The 18,629-nt window shown below is 46.2% G+C and carries 20 protein-coding genes; all 20 read right to left on the bottom strand.

The window, feature by feature from the left end; translation table 11 throughout:
* Positions 1 to 6 precede the first annotated feature (6 nt).
* Positions 7 to 672, bottom strand: a complete 666-nt coding sequence (locus tag AC1U9Z_RS00190; protein ID WP_479955056.1) for a flagellar brake protein — start codon at positions 670 to 672, stop codon at positions 7 to 9.
* A 12-nt stretch (positions 673 to 684) separates the two neighbouring features.
* Positions 685 to 1,506 (bottom strand): MinD/ParA family protein, encoded by an 822-nt coding sequence (locus AC1U9Z_RS00185; protein ID WP_479955054.1) that lies wholly within the window; start codon positions 1,504 to 1,506, stop codon positions 685 to 687.
* The gene (gene flhF, locus AC1U9Z_RS00180) at positions 1,493 to 2,710 is read right to left on the bottom strand and encodes a flagellar biosynthesis GTPase FlhF (RefSeq protein ID WP_479955052.1); all 1,218 of its coding nucleotides are present in this window, start codon (positions 2,708 to 2,710) and stop codon (positions 1,493 to 1,495) included. Before flhF ends, AC1U9Z_RS00185 begins: the two co-directional genes overlap by 14 nt.
* A complete protein-coding gene (flhA, locus tag AC1U9Z_RS00175) occupies positions 2,707 to 4,779 on the bottom strand; it encodes a flagellar biosynthesis protein FlhA (protein WP_479955050.1) in 2,073 nt (690 codons plus the stop codon). The genes flhF and flhA overlap by 4 nt, the downstream gene beginning before the upstream one ends.
* Positions 4,780 to 4,811: 32 nt before the next feature.
* Positions 4,812 to 5,873 (bottom strand): flagellar biosynthesis protein FlhB, encoded by a 1,062-nt coding sequence (gene flhB, locus AC1U9Z_RS00170; protein WP_479955048.1) that lies wholly within the window; start codon positions 5,871 to 5,873, stop codon positions 4,812 to 4,814.
* Positions 5,873 to 6,640: a flagellar biosynthetic protein FliR gene (gene fliR, locus AC1U9Z_RS00165; RefSeq protein WP_479955046.1), complete on the bottom strand. Its 768-nt coding sequence runs from the start codon at positions 6,638 to 6,640 to the stop codon at positions 5,873 to 5,875. Before fliR ends, flhB begins: the two co-directional genes overlap by 1 nt.
* A gap of 11 nt (positions 6,641 to 6,651) precedes the next feature.
* Complete coding sequence (gene fliQ, locus AC1U9Z_RS00160) at positions 6,652 to 6,921, bottom strand: flagellar biosynthesis protein FliQ (protein WP_333529597.1); 270 nt, start codon at positions 6,919 to 6,921, stop codon at positions 6,652 to 6,654.
* 12 nt (positions 6,922 to 6,933) lie between these two features.
* Positions 6,934 to 7,665 (bottom strand): flagellar type III secretion system pore protein FliP, encoded by a 732-nt coding sequence (gene fliP, locus AC1U9Z_RS00155; RefSeq protein ID WP_479955336.1) that lies wholly within the window; start codon positions 7,663 to 7,665, stop codon positions 6,934 to 6,936.
* Positions 7,666 to 7,684: 19 nt separating this feature from the next.
* Positions 7,685 to 8,104, bottom strand: coding sequence for a flagellar biosynthetic protein FliO (gene fliO, locus AC1U9Z_RS00150; protein WP_479955044.1), 420 nt, complete (start codon positions 8,102 to 8,104; stop codon positions 7,685 to 7,687).
* Positions 8,104 to 8,487, bottom strand: a complete 384-nt coding sequence (locus tag AC1U9Z_RS00145; RefSeq protein ID WP_479955042.1) for a FliM/FliN family flagellar motor switch protein — start codon at positions 8,485 to 8,487, stop codon at positions 8,104 to 8,106. The genes fliO and AC1U9Z_RS00145 overlap by 1 nt, the downstream gene beginning before the upstream one ends.
* A gap of 15 nt (positions 8,488 to 8,502) precedes the next feature.
* The gene (locus tag AC1U9Z_RS00140) at positions 8,503 to 8,982 is read right to left on the bottom strand and encodes a flagellar basal body-associated FliL family protein (protein ID WP_479955040.1); all 480 of its coding nucleotides are present in this window, start codon (positions 8,980 to 8,982) and stop codon (positions 8,503 to 8,505) included.
* A 46-nt stretch (positions 8,983 to 9,028) separates the two neighbouring features.
* Positions 9,029 to 11,038: a flagellar hook-basal body complex protein gene (locus tag AC1U9Z_RS00135; RefSeq protein ID WP_479955037.1), complete on the bottom strand. Its 2,010-nt coding sequence runs from the start codon at positions 11,036 to 11,038 to the stop codon at positions 9,029 to 9,031.
* A gap of 73 nt (positions 11,039 to 11,111) precedes the next feature.
* Entirely contained in the window at positions 11,112 to 11,483 is a 372-nt protein-coding gene (locus AC1U9Z_RS00130) for a TIGR02530 family flagellar biosynthesis protein (RefSeq protein WP_479955035.1), read from the bottom strand.
* Complete coding sequence (locus AC1U9Z_RS00125; RefSeq protein ID WP_479955033.1) at positions 11,413 to 11,949, bottom strand: flagellar hook capping FlgD N-terminal domain-containing protein; 537 nt, start codon at positions 11,947 to 11,949, stop codon at positions 11,413 to 11,415. Before AC1U9Z_RS00125 ends, AC1U9Z_RS00130 begins: the two co-directional genes overlap by 71 nt.
* Positions 11,950 to 11,961: 12 nt before the next feature.
* Positions 11,962 to 13,434, bottom strand: coding sequence for a flagellar hook-length control protein FliK (locus tag AC1U9Z_RS00120; RefSeq protein WP_479955031.1), 1,473 nt, complete (start codon positions 13,432 to 13,434; stop codon positions 11,962 to 11,964).
* 121 nt (positions 13,435 to 13,555) lie between these two features.
* A complete protein-coding gene (gene fliJ, locus AC1U9Z_RS00115) occupies positions 13,556 to 13,990 on the bottom strand; it encodes a flagellar export protein FliJ (protein WP_479955029.1) in 435 nt (144 codons plus the stop codon).
* Positions 13,991 to 15,331 (bottom strand): flagellar protein export ATPase FliI, encoded by a 1,341-nt coding sequence (gene fliI / locus AC1U9Z_RS00110; protein ID WP_479955027.1) that lies wholly within the window; start codon positions 15,329 to 15,331, stop codon positions 13,991 to 13,993.
* A gap of 4 nt (positions 15,332 to 15,335) precedes the next feature.
* Positions 15,336 to 16,049, bottom strand: coding sequence for a FliH/SctL family protein (locus AC1U9Z_RS00105; protein WP_479955025.1), 714 nt, complete (start codon positions 16,047 to 16,049; stop codon positions 15,336 to 15,338).
* Entirely contained in the window at positions 16,033 to 17,046 is a 1,014-nt protein-coding gene (fliG, locus tag AC1U9Z_RS00100) for a flagellar motor switch protein FliG (RefSeq protein WP_479955023.1), read from the bottom strand. Before fliG ends, AC1U9Z_RS00105 begins: the two co-directional genes overlap by 17 nt.
* Before the next feature lie 13 nt (positions 17,047 to 17,059).
* A complete protein-coding gene (fliF, locus tag AC1U9Z_RS00095; RefSeq protein WP_479955021.1) occupies positions 17,060 to 18,619 on the bottom strand; it encodes a flagellar basal-body MS-ring/collar protein FliF in 1,560 nt (519 codons plus the stop codon).
* Positions 18,620 to 18,629: the final 10 nt, after the last annotated feature.

Below are 18,629 nucleotides of genomic sequence, written 5' to 3'. Positions count from 1 at the left end.
ATCCAATTACTGCCTGTGTTTTATTTGAATCATTCGTTCAAAGACAAAGGCCATAATCATATCCTGCTGCTGGGGTCTAATATCTGTATACTTAACACCGATGTGATATACTTTAGCTCCCGCATCAATTAGTTGACAACGCATGACCCTGGCTGACAGTATAAATTCTTCGGATTTCTTCTTTGCCTTTAGAAATAAGGGAACCCTTAAGTGTAACTTCGTGCCTTGATCAATCGGTTCTTTTGATGCAAACTTTAAACCTCCACCACTGATGTCCACGGTACTAACCCTTTTATATTTTGGCTGTTTGTCATCCGCCACCTGCTCAGCATATTCAATATTCAACATAACAGGTACCCGGGCAAACTCCCGTAGCTGCACTCTGGTAATTTCCGAGTCTTTTGGATGCCTTAAAATATACATGGGCAGTTTATCCTGTTCTACCCTTCTGCCTAAGGTCTCGGTAACAAATAGGTAGGCACTGCCTTCCCCCATGTATTTTACTCGTACCTGCTGTCTGTGGGCTAAAACAAGAGGGTGCTTATTAGCAAAGGGGATCGGTACATAGATACCCTTTTTATCCATGTCATACACTGAGCTAATATATTGCTCATCTGATTCCATCGTAAAAATGAAAATCCTTTGACCAATCTTTAGTTTTTCTTCCGCCACTCCATCAGCTCCCTAACGAAACAAACGCATTAATTTTCCAAAGAAACTCTGTACTCCCTTGGATTGCTCCTCTCTGTCGGAAAGCAACTGACTGGCTATCTGCGATAAATTTTTCGACGCTGGAGCAGAGGGGGAAAGGGTAACATAGGGTTTCTGAGTTTTTACTCCCTTTACGACTGCTTTATCTTCCATGATAAAACCCAAATTTATTAAACTCACCTGTAAAAATTGATTGGTGGTGGATTCCATTGAACGAAAGGTTTGCTGGGCCTCCCTTTCATTAGTTGCCTTATTAACAACCAGCATAATGTCCTGATGAACATTGTATTTGCTTAAAACCTTTATCAGACCATAACCATCGGTCAGAGATGTGGGTTCCGGTGTCAGCACTACAATAACCTCATTGGCTGCCGCCACAAAACCCAACACCGTTTTAGAAATACCTGCTCCTGTATCAACCAGTACAAAGTCGGATAAGCGGTCCAATTCCTCCAAGCCCTGTCCCAGGCGTTTTCTGGCCTCTGTATCCAAATTGGCCAATTCCACAAAACCAGAACCCCCGGAAATCACCTTGATTCCCTGGGGGGAAGCAGTAAGGATTTCCTCTATGGTCTTGCCATTAAATAAATAATCATAAAGAGTATATTCCGGCGCGATACCGAGTAAAACCTCCGCGTTGGCCATACCCAGGTCTGCATCAAAAATAACCACACGGTAGCCCCTGCGTGTAAGTTCTACGGCCAGGTTAACCACCAGATTTGATTTGCCAACGCCGCCTTTACCGCTGGTAACAGCGATTACTCTTGCCCTCGAGTGACCGTTAACAATCCTCATAGCTTTCGGCACTCCTAAACAACAGATTGGCTAATAATTTCGGGTAAGCCCTTTTAATATCATCCGGTATGCTCTGACCATCTGTATAGTAGGCAATGGGTAGTCCGGTACGGCTTACCACATTAAGCAGAGAGCCTAGGGTAGCGGTTTCATCCGTCTTGGTAAAAATATATTTATTGAAATTTGCCATGCGGAAATCTTGAATGGTCTTAAATAAATCACGATCTTTGGTACTGGCATTCAAGACCAGGAAAATATCATGCTCTGGCGGCAGAACCTCCAAAAAACCCTTCAGTTCTAAGACTTGCCCTGTGTTATAGGAGGAGCGGCCCACCGTATCAATAAAAATATGTTCCTTGTCCTGGTGTTTTTCGATGGCCCGACTTAACTCAGCCGGAGTCATAACCACTTCTACGGGCAAATCCATTGACTGGCCATAAATATTAAGTTGGTCTGTACTACCAAAACGGTAAGTGTAAATCGTAATCAGGGCAATGTCTTTCTTCTCTAAAACCCTAAACTTAGTTGCCATTTTCATGATTGTTGTTGTTTTGCCCACCCCTGGTTGACCAATAAAAGTCAGACAGTGAGCATCCGTTTCACCCTTATAAGCCGATTTTAAAATCTCTGCTGTCTGGCTCATTAATATTAATTCAACCATATCGTCTGCTTCGTTAGCCTTTAGCTTAGGGGATGCAGCATCTAATAACGTTTTAGCCACCGCTGGTTGAATATCCATCTTTAGTAATTGTTCCAACCAACTTTGATCGGTTTGGCCATTGTTATCCACTGGTTTTATGGCCTTAAGCCGCCCATTGGCAGCTCCTTCAGCCATTTGCAAGAGGGCTTCATCTAACAGGGGCTGAAAACTGGTTTCTGCCATTTTTATTTTAGCTATCTGTTTAGAAAGCGGATCATTGCAGCTTTGACTCCTGGTCAGAGGAAATTCCATGTACTTTCGTTCCTCCGATTTCTTAGCTGGCTGGCTTTCTGCTGCTATCGCTGCCGTTTTAAGCGTTATGGCTGGCAGTACCGGGGCATCATCCAGCACTGCCGTTACCTCCAGGGATTTTTTAAACCAACCTAACCAGCCCTTACCATTAACCCTTTGGCTGCTCACAATAACTGCCTCGGAACCCAGGTCTTGTTTTATTAATTGGATGGCCTCTTGCATTTCATTGACGGTATACTTTTTTATTTTCAATCAATGCTCACCGTCCCAATGGCTTCTACCTCTATGTTTGCCGGTATTTCATTTAATGAAAGCACTGCCAAATTTGGCAAATACCTTTCAATTAACCGTCTAAATGGTAATCTTACCCTTGGCGAACAAAGCAGTACTGGATTGGCTCCCCGCATGGTTACATCTTCCACTACGGTATTTAATCGATCCAACAGCGTTCTTACCAATTGCGGTTCAAGTACGGGATAGGCCCCGAACTGGGTCTGTTGAATAGCTTCCTGAATATTTTGCTCCAATCTCGGATGAAGGGTCACCACCGATAGTTTACCCTGCTCTCCGGCATACCTTTGACAAATCGTACGGGATAAACTTTGTCTTACTGCATCGGTTAAATAATCCAGATCTTTATTTATTCTCACCCCATCCGCCAAAGCCTCTAGGATGGTTACTAAATCTCGGATGGGCACCCTTTCTTTTAAAAGATTCTGCAATACCTTTTGAACTTCACCCAGGGAAAGCATATCCGGTAATAGTTCCTCTACCACCGCTGGCTGCTTGTCCTTCACCACATCGACCAGTTCCTTTACTTCCTGCCGACCCATCAGTTCATGGGCATGCTGCCGAATAATCTCGGTTAGGTGAGTTACCAGCACGGTAGAACAATCCACCACAGTAAAGCCATTGAGTTCTACAAACTCCCGGTCCTGACCGGTAACCCACCAGGCTGGTAGGTTAAAGGTAGGTTCCGTGGTGGGAGTGCCGTTAAATTGTAAATCCTGACCCAGAGGGTCCATGGCCAGATGATGACCTGGCATCAGATCGCCACTGGCCACCTCCACGCCCCTGATTTTTATGACATAAGCATTGTAAGAAAGTTGCATATTATCCCGGATACGGATAGGACGAACTAAAATACCCATCTCCGAGGCACACTGGCGGCGCACCGCTGCTAATCTTTGCAGCAAATCGCCCCCTTGGGCTTCATCAGTTAGTGATATCAAATTGTAGCCAATTTCTATTTCTAAAGGGTCTACCTGAAAATAACTAAAGACATTTTCCGGCTCCCTTTTTTGCTGTCTTTGGGTTTGGGCCACTTCGGCCTGCTGTTCTGCCAGTTCCTTTTGTTTGCGCTCCTGCATGAGGGTTTTGGCAGATAATAGCAGGAAACCGGCCATGGATAAGATTAAGAGGTTGGGCATGGCTGGGATTAAGCCAATAACCCCTAATATAGCACCGGCCAGCAGCAACACCTTGGGAAAATTTAAAAACTGTTTGGAAACATCACTGCCAAAGGAGCCGTCGGAGGAAGCCCTGGTCACCAGAATGCCAGCCGCCGTGGAAATTAAGAGGGCGGGTATTTGGGCCACTAAACCATCACCGATGGTAAGAATGGTAAATTTCTTGAGGGCCTCGGTCATGGGCATGCCCATTTGCACCACTCCAATGACAAAACCACCTAAAATGTTGATTAAAAGTATGACAATGCCCGCGATGGCATCACCACGGACGAATTTACTGGCACCATCCATGGCACCAAAAAAATCTGCTTCCTTCTGCAGCCTGATCCTTTTAGCCCTGGCCTCATCTTCGGTAATGAGACCTGAGTTTAGATCAGCATCAATACTCATTTGTTTACCTGGCATGGCATCCAGCGTAAACCTGGCACCAACCTCAGCCACCCGGCCGGAACCGTTGGTAATCACCACAAACTGAATAATGGTAATAATGATAAAAACCACTGCACCAACGACATAGTTGCCGCCCACCACAAATTGGCCAAAGGCATCAATGACCTTCCCAGCAGCCCCATCCCCCAAAATCAAGCGGGTTGAAGAGATATTTAGAGAAAGTCTAAATAATGTGGTTACCAGTAACAGCGAAGGAAAAATGGAAAACTGCAATGGTTCGGTGGTAAACATGGTAATCAACATGATCACCAAACCAAGGGACATGCTCAGAATCAGAAAAAAATCCAACATGCCCGGCGGCAAGGGAATAATAATCAGCAGCACAATGCCGATAACTAAAGCGGCAATGATGATGTCACTATACTCTTTAATTCTTCCAACCCTCAATGTCTGTGCTGCCACTGCTAACTTTACCTCCAAAAATACTAAGAGTTTTATAACCCTTTATTTTTCATACGGTAAACCATGGCCAAAATTTCCGCCACTGCTTGGAACATTTCGGTCGGTATGGCCTGGCCCACCTCCACATGTGCATAGAGAAAGCGCGCCACTTCGACATCTTCGATAATCGGTACCTGATGCTCCTGGGCAAGTTCACGAATTTGCCGGGCCAGATGATCCATGCCCTTGGCCACCACCATGGGTGCTTCCATGGGTTGTTCATACTTTAAGGCCACCGCATAGTGGGTGGGGTTGGTTACCACCACCGTAGCCTGGGGCACTTCCTTGCGGGCCAGATTCGCCAATAGCTGACGCTGCATGCGGCGCAGCCAGCCCTTAATCTGGGGGTCCCCTTCGGTCTGTTTATATTCCTCTTTGACCTCTTGCTTAGACATACGCATCTGCTTTTTAAAGGCATAGCGCTGGTAGATTAAGTCCAACAGAGCAATCCCCAGATAGACCACTGCCCCCCAAAGGAGTACCTTTAGGGCTATGGTCAACACCTGATTCAAGATGGTCCGTGGTGGTGAATGGTAGATGGCCAGCAGGTTGGCCATCTCACCCCTGACAGAGGCGTAAACAACCCAACCCACAATAATAATCTTTAATAGTGATTTAACCAGTTCAAACATGGCCCGGCCACTGAACATATTTTTTAAGCCCTTGAGGGGGTTAAGTTTTTCAAATTTAGGCTTGATCGCCTCGGGGGCCAGCATAAAACCAACCTGAGCGATATTTATACCCAATGCCACCACTAACATAAGAATAAAAAAAGGGGCAAAAACAGCAAAAACATTTAACATGAAATCCATTAATAGTTTCGGCAGGTGGCTATCTTGCCCAGGATTTTTTACAAAGTTATTAAAATAACTATAAAAATAGGCCTGCATATGGGTAATGATATTATCCTTATACATGAGAGCAAAGAGACCGGTTATTAACAGCAGCAATGACCCATTGAGGTCCGCACTTTTAGCAACCTGACCCTTACGCCTGGCTTCCTGCAGCCTGCGGGGCGTCGCCTGCTCAGTTTTTTCCTGGGAACCTTCTGGCATCAGGCCAACCCCTTCAACAAGAGTAATAAATCCCTATGCAGGGTATCAAACAAGTATTTAAAGACGGAGGTTAAGGCCGGCAAAAGCATGGCCAAGGTGGAAACCCCCACCACAATTTTCAAAGGAAAGCCCAGCTGAAAAATATTCAACTGAGGTGCCGTTTTGCCGATTAGTCCCATGGACAGATCGGTAATAACCAACACAGCCACAACCGGGGCACAAATTTGTACCGCCAAAGCAAAAGTATCGGTAAAAACACGTATAATTAGCAATGTTATTTCACCATTCATCCCGGCCACCGCAAGGGGCACCAATTCATAACTTTTCGCCAAAGCGCGGATTAGGGTATGGTGACCATCGACATTCAGATATAATAACAGGGTCATATAGAAAAGAAACCGTGAAATCAAGGTATTCATGCTGCCGCTCAAAGGGTCCATCACAGCAGACATCGCAAAACCGATTTGAAAATCCAGTAATTGTCCCGCTATGCGAATCACGTTGAAAAAGAAGGTGCAGACCAACCCCAGGGCCAGACCCACTCCCACCTCACTGAACACAGCCAAGCCAAAGCCCCACAGTCCGCCGGGAAAACTCGTGGCTGCCGGTTCCACCAGAGGCGTTACCAAGATGGCCAGTACAAAGCCTAAGCCCGCCTTGACTAAGGGTGGCATACCTGGTAAGGCATACAGGGGGCAAGCAAAGATAAAGGAAACCATGCGGACAAAAACCAAAAAAAAGGTTGTTATTAAAACCAGATTAAGCACGTCCTGCACCCCTAGCGGATTAGGTTTGGTATTTGTTCATATAAGCGGGTGGTAAAGCGGATGGCGATATTTAATAACCAGCCGGAGGCCACGATTAGGGTCACAAAAACAGCCACCATTTTCGGCACAAAGGAGAGGGTTTGCTCCTGGATTTGGGTGGTGGCCTGAAAAATGCCGATGATTAAACCAACCAGCATCGCTACCCCCAGGGTTGGGATAGACAGAATCACCACCATCATCAAAGCTTCCCGGGCTAAGTGTAATACATAGGTTTGTGTCATGACTCAGCCCTCCTAGCGAAAAGTCTCTACCAAAGATTTTATCACCAAATACCAGCCATCCACCATTACAAAGAGCAATAATTTAAAGGGCAGCGCAACCATCACCGGCGGCAGCATAAACATACCCATGGACATCAGGGTACTGGCCACCACCATGTCAATGACCAGAAAGGGCACAAACAAAACAAAGCCAATTTGAAAGGCCGTTTTTAACTCACTGATAACAAAGGAAGGTACCAGCACAGACATGGGTACCTGATCTGCGTTTTGGGGTTTGTCCATTTTAGCAATGTTTAAAAATAACCCCAAATCCTTTTCTCTGGTTTGCCGTATCATGAAATCCCTCAGTGGTTTAGCCGCCTGATCCGTGGCTTGTTCGTAGGTCAACTGGTTGGCTAAATAGGGTTGAATGGCATCTTTATTGATATCTTGATATACCGGTTGCATAATAAAAATGGTTAAAAACAGAGCCAAACCAATTAACACCTGATTGGGCGGTGTTTGCTGGGTACCCAGGGCAGTACGCAAAAAAGAAAGCACCACAATTATCCGTGTAAAGGAGGTTAACATCATCAAAAAAGCCGGTACCATGGACAGCAGGGTTAAAAAGATGAGTAGTTTGACACTGTCCACCACCTGTTGGGGTTCCGTGGCCGTTTCTACATTTAAATTGATGTTGGGTATCGGGATCAGGGGCTCAGCGGCTGCACCCTGGGGCTGCAGGAACAAGAACAAAACGGTCATTATAACGAAGATATATGTACTATTTTTTATCCTGTTGATCACTTCCCTGACACCCACTCCCGCCTTTTCCTTGCCGCCTACCCGCTAGGTATTGTTGTGTTTGTTTAAACTGCTGAGACAAAACCTCTTTAAAATGAATCGCTGAATCAGTCCCTATACCCGAGGTGTTAATTTGCTCCGGCAAAGTGTCAAATTCCTTTAATAAGGTAACATGGTTTTCCTGGTAGGCCACCAGATAATACCTGCCCCCTACCTCCACCAGAGTTAGACCGGCCTTAGGTCCCAGGGGTAAATGATCCACCCGGCGCATATATTTGCTGCCCATCGCTGCCCCTCCGGCACGGACCAAGCCGTACTTGATGGTTAGGTAGGCCATGACCAGGATTAAAGGCAGCAGGGTTATTACTTTGATAAATAGCCAAAGGGTTTCGTTGTCCATTATTCACTCTCTCGTCTGGGTTTTTTAGGGGGGATGATGGAGTTAATTCTCACAACAAACTTATCGTTGACAATGATGATTTCCCCCTGGGCTGTTTTCTTATCATTGACATAAACACTGATGGCATCCCCGGCAGATTTCTCCAAGTCCAGTACAGACCCCACATCCAGACTTAAAACTTCACGGAACTTGAGCAGCCTTTCTCCCAATTCCGCGCTGATGGTTACCTTAACATCATCGATGTGACTTAGACTGGTTTTTATGATTCTTTCCTGCCGCAAAGAATCCAAGGGAGGAAAGCGAACCTTTTTTATAGCCGCTTCCTCCTTGGCTTGTGCACTGTCCAACTCACCCAGAAACAGTTCTATTTCTTTTTCTGTCATCATTTTACATCACCCTTACTGAGTGAGATATTCAGCGAAGTATACCCGCAGAATTTTTCCCTCTTGGAGATTTTTGTTTATCTCCGTCTGTAATTCTGCCGCCATCTTGTCAATACTCTCCGGCGGCTGTACATCGGCCATTTTCTTTTTGCGAATGACTCGAATGATACAGTCTTGTAGCAGCACTTTGCTCTTGCTTAGTTCCTCGGCCAATTTCTTATTTTCTTTGTTTGCTTCATATTGCAGAACTGGGGTGAGTCTCATAAAATTGTTACCACCTGGGTCAGCAAGGTTAACCAGCAAACTGCCCATGCTAAAGGTAACCAATTTCTCTGGGTCCGGGCCAGTTTCTTTGGGGCTGTCGGTGCTTTTCAGGTAAAAATATCCACCCAAACCCATGCCTGTGATGATGATGAGTATAAGTATAATCAGCAAGGTTTTTATGGAAAAGAAACTCTTTTTTGGCACCTGCGGCACTGCTTCATTTGGTGGCACTCTTTTATTCACCCTTTACAATAATAATTCTTTTCTAACTAATAGACTATCGTTTCAGTTGAATTAGTTCCTCCAGCAGGCTGTCAGATACTGTAATAACCCTGGCATTGGCCTGGTAGCCCCGCTGGGTGGTGATCATGTTGGTAAATTCCTCCGTCAAATCAACGTTGGACATTTCAAGATAATTTGAGTTAATGGTTCCAAAGCCAGATTGATTCGCTTGCCCTGCCCTTGGCTCGCCTGACGAAGTTGAAGTATTAAAGAGATTTCTGCCAGCCTTCTCCAGACCTTCAGGGTTTTGGAAGGTCACTAGCTTGATGATACCCTCTTTTTCCTGTTCCGGAGGTATCACAGAAGCAGCCGTACCTGCTACTTTATCAGGCTTATCACCTATCAAATCCCCGGCATCCGCTCCACCAATATTGATTTCCGGGGTTTCACCAATTTCACCGTTATCCAGGGTTTGCAGCAGCAATTTACCCTCGTTTGTGTATTCAACCTTGATCATGTTCTCGCCAATCTTTTTGTCAATTAATTTTGCTAAGGCAGCCCTTAAAGATTCTGCATTGATAATGTTCGCAAACCCTGCTTCCTTTTTCTCTCCGGCGGTAAAGGTATATTTCGTACCATTATATTCAATGAAAAAGTCTTTATTAGACCAGTCGGCGGAATTTGACCCTTTTTCAGTTTTATCGGTATAACCAACTAGGTCAACGGCACCATCACCCCTAATCCTAATTTGCGGTATAGTTGCTCCATCATTTGGGGTTCCCACGGTCGAAAACTCCAGGTGGTCGATATTCCATTCTACTTTTACATTGGCTGTTGCAGCACGAGTCTCCAGTAATTTTTGTATTTTATCGGCTAAATCTTTCCCGCTGGTAACCTGATCCAACCCGGTGGGTCCGGCCGCTCCACCAATCTTCGAGAAATCATCGACAGTGGTTACTTCTTCCCAGCCATGGCCGGTATCAATATAAAAGGTTTTTCCTGTCCAATCCTTAGGTACCACTTCTGTACCGGTAACAGTTATAGGTGGAGTAACACCCGCTTCCAGGGATCCCATATATTTCTCAAAACCAGCTCCACCTAGTGTAATACTTGGTTCTACACCCGGGGTAACGTTGCCGGTTTTTGTTTGGAATACCAGCCCGCCGTTGGGGCTGCTGTCATAGGAAACCACCACTTTATCCTTTAAATTTGGGTCATCATCAATTGCCTTTTGTAATTGCGCAGCTAAGTCATACCAACTCTTAACACTCTCTAGATTGGCATTTAATGGAATTGCCCCAGTAGACGTGGTTCCATCGGAATATGCCAATGTAAACTCATAAGTAGCACCTCTCATATCGACAGCTCGGCCATCAATACCAAGGGGGGCTACCTCCGGGCTGCTGCTATTCCCTCGGATCATTGCTTCCTTCAAAGGTTGTGCCACTGGATTAATGGCCACCCCTTTGATGACAGCCTCATCCACCTTAGGCGAGGTGTACTTGGGGGCACCCTTTATGCTTGCCTGAGTAGCCGGAGTAACAATCGCTTGATTGTCGTTATTGGAAAATTTCAGTGGTTGACCAGCCGTGTTCGTACCTGAAATGGCCCCGTCAGGGCCAATGTTAATCGTTGAAACAGGTCCGTTCAGGACTTGTATATCTTGATGAGACACGGATTGTACCCTTAATCCATCACTATTTACCATGTATCCTTGCTTGTCAACAAAGAAAATACCTTCTCTTGTATAAAAATCGTTAGTGCCATCATTAACCACAAAAAAACCGTTTCCCTGAATCCCCAGGTCCAGGGTTCTACCTGTACCCTGCATGGGACCCTGGGTGAAGTTGTTGGATACGGAACCCACCGCCATGCCTAAGCCTACTTGAGCAGGATTTGTACTATTCCCACCCGAACGAACGGTTTGACTTAAGGTATCCTGAAAATTCACCCTGCCTGATTTATAGCCAGTAGTATTTACGTTGGCAATATTATTACCGGTAACATCCATTCTTGTTTGGTGGTTTCTCATACCGGAAATTCCAGAATAAAGTGAACGAAGCATTCTTTTTCCCCCTTACTAATCCGCCTCAGTCGGTCGGCGGATTAAGGCAGCTTCCTTGCGGGCCGGCTGCAAATTATTTTAAAATAACCGCACTATCTATATTGGTGAAGACATGTTCCCCCATGCTCTTGCCATCCATTGCAGTGACTACGGTGCGGTTTGTTATACTGGTAACCAAAGCTAAATCTTTATAAAGAATTAAAGAATCCTTAGATCCTTTAGCAGCAGCCTGTTGAACTGCCCTATTGATCTTGGTAAAATCTTCCTGCGAAAAGGATATATTTCTCTCTTTCAATCTTTTCTCGGCATGGGCAGATAATTTTACTTCCTGCTGCTTGACTAACTCCTGATGAAGCAGCTCATCAAAGGAAACATTACTCCCCTGGTTCCTCTGGCTGAGCTGACCCGCCTTCCTCGTCTGGGCCGGGTTCAGTTTCGGTGACATCGTCGGGAGGCCGCTGGGAGGGATCATCTGGTTCTTCAGGTTCATCTGGTTCATCGGTTACTCCCCTTTCCAACGCAATGATCTGGTCTAAGCTAAAAGGTTTGCCAGACACCCAGATATTTACACTGTTCTTCCCCATTGACACCCTTTCAACTTCACCAATAAGCTGATCTTCTCCATTAACTAAATGCACCCGCTTGCCAATTAACGATGAAGCATGGCTTAACTCCTGGAGATGATATAGCCTTTCCATATTCGTGTTTAGATTTGTCATTTGCTCCAAGGAAGTAAACATTGCCATTTGTTCAATAAACTTGCTGCTATCCATTGGATTAGAGGGATCCTGATATCGAAGCTGGGCAATCATAATTTGCAGGAAAGCGTCTTTATCCAAGGTTTTCATCGGTTCTTGGGTTTTTCTATTCTCATAATAAAGATCTTCATTGGCCGCTTGATTAACTTGCAAGAAAACACCTCCTTACACAACGAGATTTAAGCCTGAATTAGGTGAGATTACGCCACCGACAGGTAACGGTTCCTCTACCGAATTAGTTTCTGTTGGATACCCTTTTGCCTTTTTCGGACCGTTCTCTTGCCATCGCTGCCTTTCAGCAAAGGAATTTTGATCCCCCTGATCGTTCGTTTGTTGCCCCATAAATACCGCTGCTTCACTTAACCGAATGTTTTGTTGGGCCAGAAGTTCCCTAAGCTGGGGAAAGGCCGTTTCCAAGGCTTCCTTGGCTAAGCCAGAGGATGTCAGAAACTGCGCAGAAAGTTCGCCCTTGGACCAGATTAGTTTTACGGTTACTTCGCCCAGGTGTTCCGGTTGCAGCCTCATCTTTAATGCGGTATGACCCGCATGCTGTTGTACAAGCAAGCCCTTTATCATCTCATGCAATTTGGCTGGCAGTTGTGTCAGTGGAACATCCTTGGTGAGGCTGCTGCTGGCCTCCATACCCTTACCATTCGCATTTTGCACCCAATCACGGCCTGCCCCCAGGCCATCTCTACTGAGATTATCCTGTAAAGGCGTTGGCTCTTCCTTCATTCCGGGTATTACTCTGTCCGTGGAGCCTTGGTTAACCTGGTTGCCATTTCCTTTATCCGGAGCACTTTTTTCAAAAACTAAAGGAATGGTTGCCCTTTCTTTTACTAATTGTTTAGCCGGCTGTCCTTCCGTACCAAAACGCGGCTCTAGCGTTGATTGGATTTCTGAAACCTCTTCATTGGGCTGGTCAGAGGGAACTTTACCGGTTTCATCTCCCTTTTTAACAAGCTTGGGCATCAAACCTATAATTTGTATATTGCCCGGGCTTTTCGTGTTATCAAGGGGCTGGAACTCACCCTCTTTAGCCATTGTATTTAGACCATTGTCAAAATCAGACATGTCCTGCATCTGCATCGCTGGGATATTTCCAGATTGCATCTTTAGCGGATTATTCGTTTGGACAACTCTTTCATTCGGTAGTTGACCGTTCTGCAAGTGCCGTTGCCCTTGGCCGGAAAAAGAACTATCTTCCGCCTCCGACCCATTGTCTGCCGGGATTAACTCCGATAAACCAGCATCTTTCGTAACCAGGCCTGCCTCTGCGGGTACATTTAAGGTGGTATCCTTCACCTTCCCCGATGGATTGGCAATACCCTCTGCATCATTCGTAACATATGGGGCATCATTCGCAACATGTAGCGCATTATTCGCAACATATAATGGTAAAATTAGCCCAGTGCCATCTTCTAATGGCAATATTGGTCTCACTGCATCAACATCTTCTTTGTTCAGATTCATGTCGGTTTCTGCTTGGGCTTGTTCCTGATCCCCCCCGAAATTGGTTAACATCCCAGGATTCAAGAATCCTTCAACAAAACCAGGATCCTGTGAAAAATCCTTAACCAATCCATCAGAAGCTGTAACCTGATTACCATTAGAACCTAATAGGCAGTCTAATAACAATGCAAACCCATCACCTTTTGAGCCCTTGGCCGGTACTCCCTGAACAAGAACCTCTTTCTCATAAAGAACCTTATTTACTTGAATGCTTCATCACCTCCTTTTACAGATTCGTTCTGTAAGGTTAAAAAGCCTTTCTACCAAATCCCAAGGTAGCCATTTCGTCGATTTCCTTCTGTTCCAGAACTGCTAAGAATTCTTTGAACTCGACCAGTTTTTTCTCCTTCAGCCTTTCCAAAACCATCCGTTCCTGACAGGCCTTCAGGGTTTCCCTTTGTTTCACCTGAAAAATTTCCTGGACCTTCTGAAGTTGTTTTTTCTGGCGGTTTATCACTATCTGTAACTGATCCCGATATAGAAGAGTTCTCAGGGTTTCATCGGAACCCGAGACAGTCTCGGAAAAACACATATTATCATCATATCTCTTTTGGGTACCTTCCAACTGTCTTTGGCAAATGTCACATTCCTGTCGGGCCTTAGACTGTTCTAGCAGGGCTTGTTCCTCTTTCTTCTTCCTATGCTGTAATAACTGTTCCAACTTAAATTGAAATCCTCTCATCTACCTACCCCCGATCAAAGAGGCTAACGCATTTAGGGTTTCTTCATAGCCGCTGTAATCAGAGGGCGGCTGTTTTAAAAAGTTTATGATGCCATCATATTTAGCTAACGAAAGATCAATCTTAGGATTTGAACCCTTGACATAGGCCCCGATGTTAATCAAATCCTCTGCCTCCCGGTAAGTGGCCAGCAGATCCTTAACTACACCGGCCTGGGCTTTATGTTCCTCCGAGGCAATATCTGGCATTAAGCGGCTGACACTTTGTAATACATCAATGGCTGGGTAATGGTTGGCTGAGGCCAGTTTTCTGGTTAAAACAATGTGGCCATCCAGAATACCTCTGACAGCATCTGCTATTGGTTCGTTGAGGTCATCGCCATCCACCAGCACCGTGTAAAAGGCGGTGATGGAGCCATTCTGGCCCATGCCGGAACGCTCCAGCAGCTTGGGCAGCAGGGCAAAAACCGATGGGGTGTAACCCTTGGTGGCTGGTGGTTCGCCCACTGCCAAGCCAACTTCCCGCTGGGCCATGGCAAAACGGGTTACTGAGTCCATCATTAACATGACATCTAAACCTTGCTCCCGAAAATACTCGGCAATGGCGGTGGCCACAAAGGCCCCCTTCAACCTGACTAAGGCTGGCTGGTCGGAGGTGGCAGCGACAATGATCGATCTGGCCATGCCCTCCGGCCCCAGATCCTCTTCCAGGAACTCCAACACTTCCCGGCCCCGCTCACCGATTAGGGCAATGACATTGACGTCGGCACTGCCATGCCTGGCAATCATGCCCAACAAAGTACTTTTACCCACACCACTGCCGGCAAAGATACCAATACGCTGGCCCTTGCCACAGGTGAGCAGGCCATCCACCGCCCGAACACCGGTGGGCAGCACCGTGTCGATTCTTTTTCTTTTCAGTGGGTGGGGTGGTTTATTGTCCACCGCAAACTCTTCTCCCTGGGCATAGTCTGCTACTCCTTCTTGTGCCTTTAAGGGTGCGATGGGTCGGCCCAGACCATCAAGGACCTTACCTTGTAGGTGTTGCCCCACCCTAATGGTTAGATTGTGCCCACTGGGTACCACGGCACAACCGGGGTAGATACCCCGTAATTCGCCAAGGGGCATGAGCAGGGAGAATTGATCCCGGAAGCCCACCACTTCGGCCCGTACTGGTTCGGCCTCGCCCTGGACAATGATGTCACAGACCTCACCTATGCGGGCAGAAATTCCCTGCACTTCAATCATCAATCCAACGACCCTGGTTACTTTGCCGATGGGTTTAATAACCCTGGCTCGGTTTATTCTTTCTTTATAGGGACTAAGGTTAACCTTATAGGTCATCCCCTCACTCCTCTTTCCCGTAAAGGGCCTTTAACACTTCCTGCCAGCGAGTTTCCAGGGTGGCATCCACCGTACCCTGGTCGGTCTCGATTCTACAACCGCCGGGTGTTACTTCGTTATCCACCAAAATGTTCATTTCTACTTTGCCAGGCAACCCTTGCAGCAGTTCATTTTTTCCCTCTTGTACCATATGATAATCTGCATTGTTTACGTAAAGATTAACAAGTGGTTTATTTTTTATGAAATTAATACATTCCCGGGCAATTTCCATGATGGTATGAGGTTCCACGGCTAATTGAGTCAGCACCACCCGTTCCGCCATATCCACTGCCAGGTCAACGATCTCAGCTTCCATTTTTTCTAGGGTTTGTTCATAAATCTCCTTGGCTTGACGCAGAACATCGCTGGCCTGTTGACGGATCCTGGCAGCCTCTGCCTGGGAATCTGTGATTCCTTCTTGCCAGCCGATTTGCTTGGCCTGCTCCTTCAGTTGTTGAGCCTCTTTCTCTGCCTCTACCAAGGTCTGTCTTTGCAGTCGCTCAGCCTCTTGCCTTGCCCTGTCCAGAATTTCCTCTGCTTGCTTCCTGGCAGTGGAAAGAAGTTCTTCCGGGGACAGAACTGCTTCCTTCACAGGGGGTGGTGCCAGTATTTTTAGGGGTATCAACTGACCTTGTTCTTCCACCGCTGCACTTTTAATAACCTTAAACAAGGATAGCATCCTCCCCACCCCGGGAAATTACAATCTCACCCGCTTCTTCCAGACGTCTAATTACATTGACGATCCGCTGTTGAGCCTCTTCAACCTCTTTCAAACGCACTGGCCCCATATAGCTAATCTCATCCTTGAGCATATCTGCGGCACGTTTGGACATGTTTTTGTAAATGCGGTTGTTTACCTCCTGGTTGGAACCCTTCATAGCCAGTGCCAGATCTTTGTTGTCTACTTCACGCAATACCTTTTGAATTGAAACATCGTGTAGTTTAACAACATCTTCAAAGATAAACATTAAACGGCGCACCTCTTCACCAAGAATCGGGTCAGCCTGTTCTAAATCCTCGAAGATCGTTTTCTCCGTGGCCCGGTCCACTCGGTTCAAGATATTGACCAGACACTGCACACCGCCCACCACCGTCTCTTCATGCTGGGCCACTGAGGCAAGTTTCTTTTCCAGAACCTTCTCCACCTCTTTGGCCACATCCGGAGATATTCTATCTAAGATGGCCACTCTGCGGGCAACTTCGCTCTGCAACTCAGAACCCAACTCAGCCAAGATAACCGCCGCCTGGTCTGGCTTCAGATAGGAAAGCACAAAGGCAATGGTCTGCGGATGCTCTTCCCGTAAAAAACTCAAAATATGTCTGGGGTCTGTTTTGCGCAAGGAACCAAAGGGAACAGACTGCATGGTGGAGCTGATTCTTTCCAGGATTTCTGTACCCTTTTCATGGCCATAGGTCTTTTCCAGCAGTTCCTTGGCATAATTCACACCACCGTTAAGCAAATAATCACGGGCTTGAATTAACTGAACAAACTCTTCTACCACTTGTTTTTGAATTTCATTCGGCACTTTATCCATTTCTGCAATAGCACCGGTAATTTTCTCAACCTCGTCTTCGGAAAACTCATGTCTTAGCAATCTAGATGAAACGTCTGCCCCAAGGGAGATAAGTAATATAGCCGCCTTTTGTTCCCCAGTAAGTTTTTCATATTGACTCATGACTTCTCTTCACCTATTCCCTAAGCCATACTTTTAATACAGCAGCAATATCCTTGGGCCGATCCTCGGCCAATTCTTTTAGTTGTTTTTGTTTGTCCTTCGGCAAGGGAATTTCCCACTTCGGTTCTTCCTCTTCCTCCGGTTGTATCGTCCCAACAGGTATCACTGGCGGCGTTTCTACAACGATTGACTCAGCTTGAGCCTTCTTTTTACGGCGACGGCGCAACCAATAAGCAATGAGCAACAGGAGGATTAGCAGTCCTCCCACAGCCGCTGCTATGGTCATATATAAAAGTTCTTTTTCCTTTTGGGTATTATCCGGTTGTTGTTCTTCAGGAAAATCATACTGGCTGTGGTCAAAGGGCATGGCGGAAACCATAATTTGATCGCCCCTCTGTTCGTCAAAGCCAATGGCCGCAGTGACTAGTTGTTGGATCTTTTCCTGATCCAAATTTGTTACCGATTCATCTAAAACCACGGCAGTGGAAAGCCTGATTACCCCGCCGGGAGTCTGCACCACAGACTGGGTCATGGAGCCATGCTGGTAATTTCTTATATCGTCTGTCTTGGTATAGCTGTCTTGACCAGTGGCATATTCCCCAGGAATACTTTGACCGGGCATTTGTGTCGTGGAACCTGGAACACCACCGCCACTGCTGCCGGTACCTTCTTCGCTGATGCTTCGCTCACTAACAATAGGTCCTGGCAAAACCTCGGTGGTATTGGTTTGTTGCTGGTTAAAGTCCATTTCAGCAGTAACCATGGCCACTGCTTTGTTTGGCCCAAAAACCTTGGCCAGCATATTTTGTACCCGGTTTTCCAGTTCCTTTTCGTAGGCTCGGCGAATCTGCTGCTGCTTTTCCAGAACGGTACCTGAATAACCAGCACCCGCTATACCGACAGAATCCTTGAGAAAATCATTTAAGACATGACCCTCGGTATCAATAATATGTACATGGTCGGTTTGTAAGCCTTCGACACTGCCGATAATCAAATCATTGAGACCCTTCACCTGTTCCGGTTTTAATTTGGCACCGGGCTTTAATTTAATTACCACAGAGGCTGAGGCCGTGCCCTCATCATCAATAAAAACACTTTTTTTAGGCAGTACCAAATGAACCCTGGCTTGATCGACTCCCTCTACCTTCGTAATGGTGCGCTTTAATTCTTCCTGCAGGGCCCTTTGGAAAGATATCTGCTGTTCAAAGTCCGTTTCACCAAATTTACTTTTGTCAAAAAGCTCAAAGCCACTTCCCACACCTGTTAACACACCATCACTGGCCAACTTCACCCTTATTTCATCCACTTGGCCCTGGGGCACCAGGATGGTTGTACCTTGATTGGTCAACTGGTAGGGAATCTTCTCGCTTTCCAGTTGGGCAACAATGTTTCCGGCATCCTTGGGTTCCAGATCCCCTAGCAGAAGCGCATAATCAGGCTTTGCCAAGCTTGTTGTTAAGTAGACCAGACCCGCCAGAATTACCGCACTGACCAGGATGACTAATACTTTTCTGTTTTGACTTGTTTCCTGCCAACGCTGTTTAAGTTTATCCAGCAGGTCCTTAACATTCACAAAACCACCT

It is taken from the genome of Desulfotomaculum sp. (genome assembly GCF_982386235.1).
This window is presented reverse-complemented; position numbering and strand designations above follow the sequence as displayed.

Coding starts and splice junctions, on each gene's coding strand:
- AC1U9Z_RS00185 (WP_479955054.1), bottom strand. CDS start 1,506: ATGAGGATTGTTAACGGTCACTCGAGGGCAAGAGTAATCGCTGTTACC.
- flhB (WP_479955048.1), bottom strand. CDS start 5,873: ATGCCAGAAGGTTCCCAGGAAAAAACTGAGCAGGCGACGCCCCGCAGG.
- fliQ (WP_333529597.1), bottom strand. CDS start 6,921: ATGACACAAACCTATGTATTACACTTAGCCCGGGAAGCTTTGATGATG.
- fliP (WP_479955336.1), bottom strand. CDS start 7,665: ATGACCGTTTTGTTCTTGTTCCTGCAGCCCCAGGGTGCAGCCGCTGAG.
- fliO (WP_479955044.1), bottom strand. CDS start 8,104: ATGGACAACGAAACCCTTTGGCTATTTATCAAAGTAATAACCCTGCTG.
- AC1U9Z_RS00145 (WP_479955042.1), bottom strand. CDS start 8,487: ATGACAGAAAAAGAAATAGAACTGTTTCTGGGTGAGTTGGACAGTGCA.
- AC1U9Z_RS00135 (WP_479955037.1), bottom strand. CDS start 11,038: ATGCTTCGTTCACTTTATTCTGGAATTTCCGGTATGAGAAACCACCAA.
- AC1U9Z_RS00130 (WP_479955035.1), bottom strand. CDS start 11,483: ATGTCACCGAAACTGAACCCGGCCCAGACGAGGAAGGCGGGTCAGCTC.
- fliJ (WP_479955029.1), bottom strand. CDS start 13,990: ATGAGAGGATTTCAATTTAAGTTGGAACAGTTATTACAGCATAGGAAG.
- fliI (WP_479955027.1), bottom strand. CDS start 15,331: ATGACCTATAAGGTTAACCTTAGTCCCTATAAAGAAAGAATAAACCGA.
- AC1U9Z_RS00105 (WP_479955025.1), bottom strand. CDS start 16,049: ATGCTATCCTTGTTTAAGGTTATTAAAAGTGCAGCGGTGGAAGAACAA.
- fliG (WP_479955023.1), bottom strand. CDS start 17,046: ATGAGTCAATATGAAAAACTTACTGGGGAACAAAAGGCGGCTATATTA.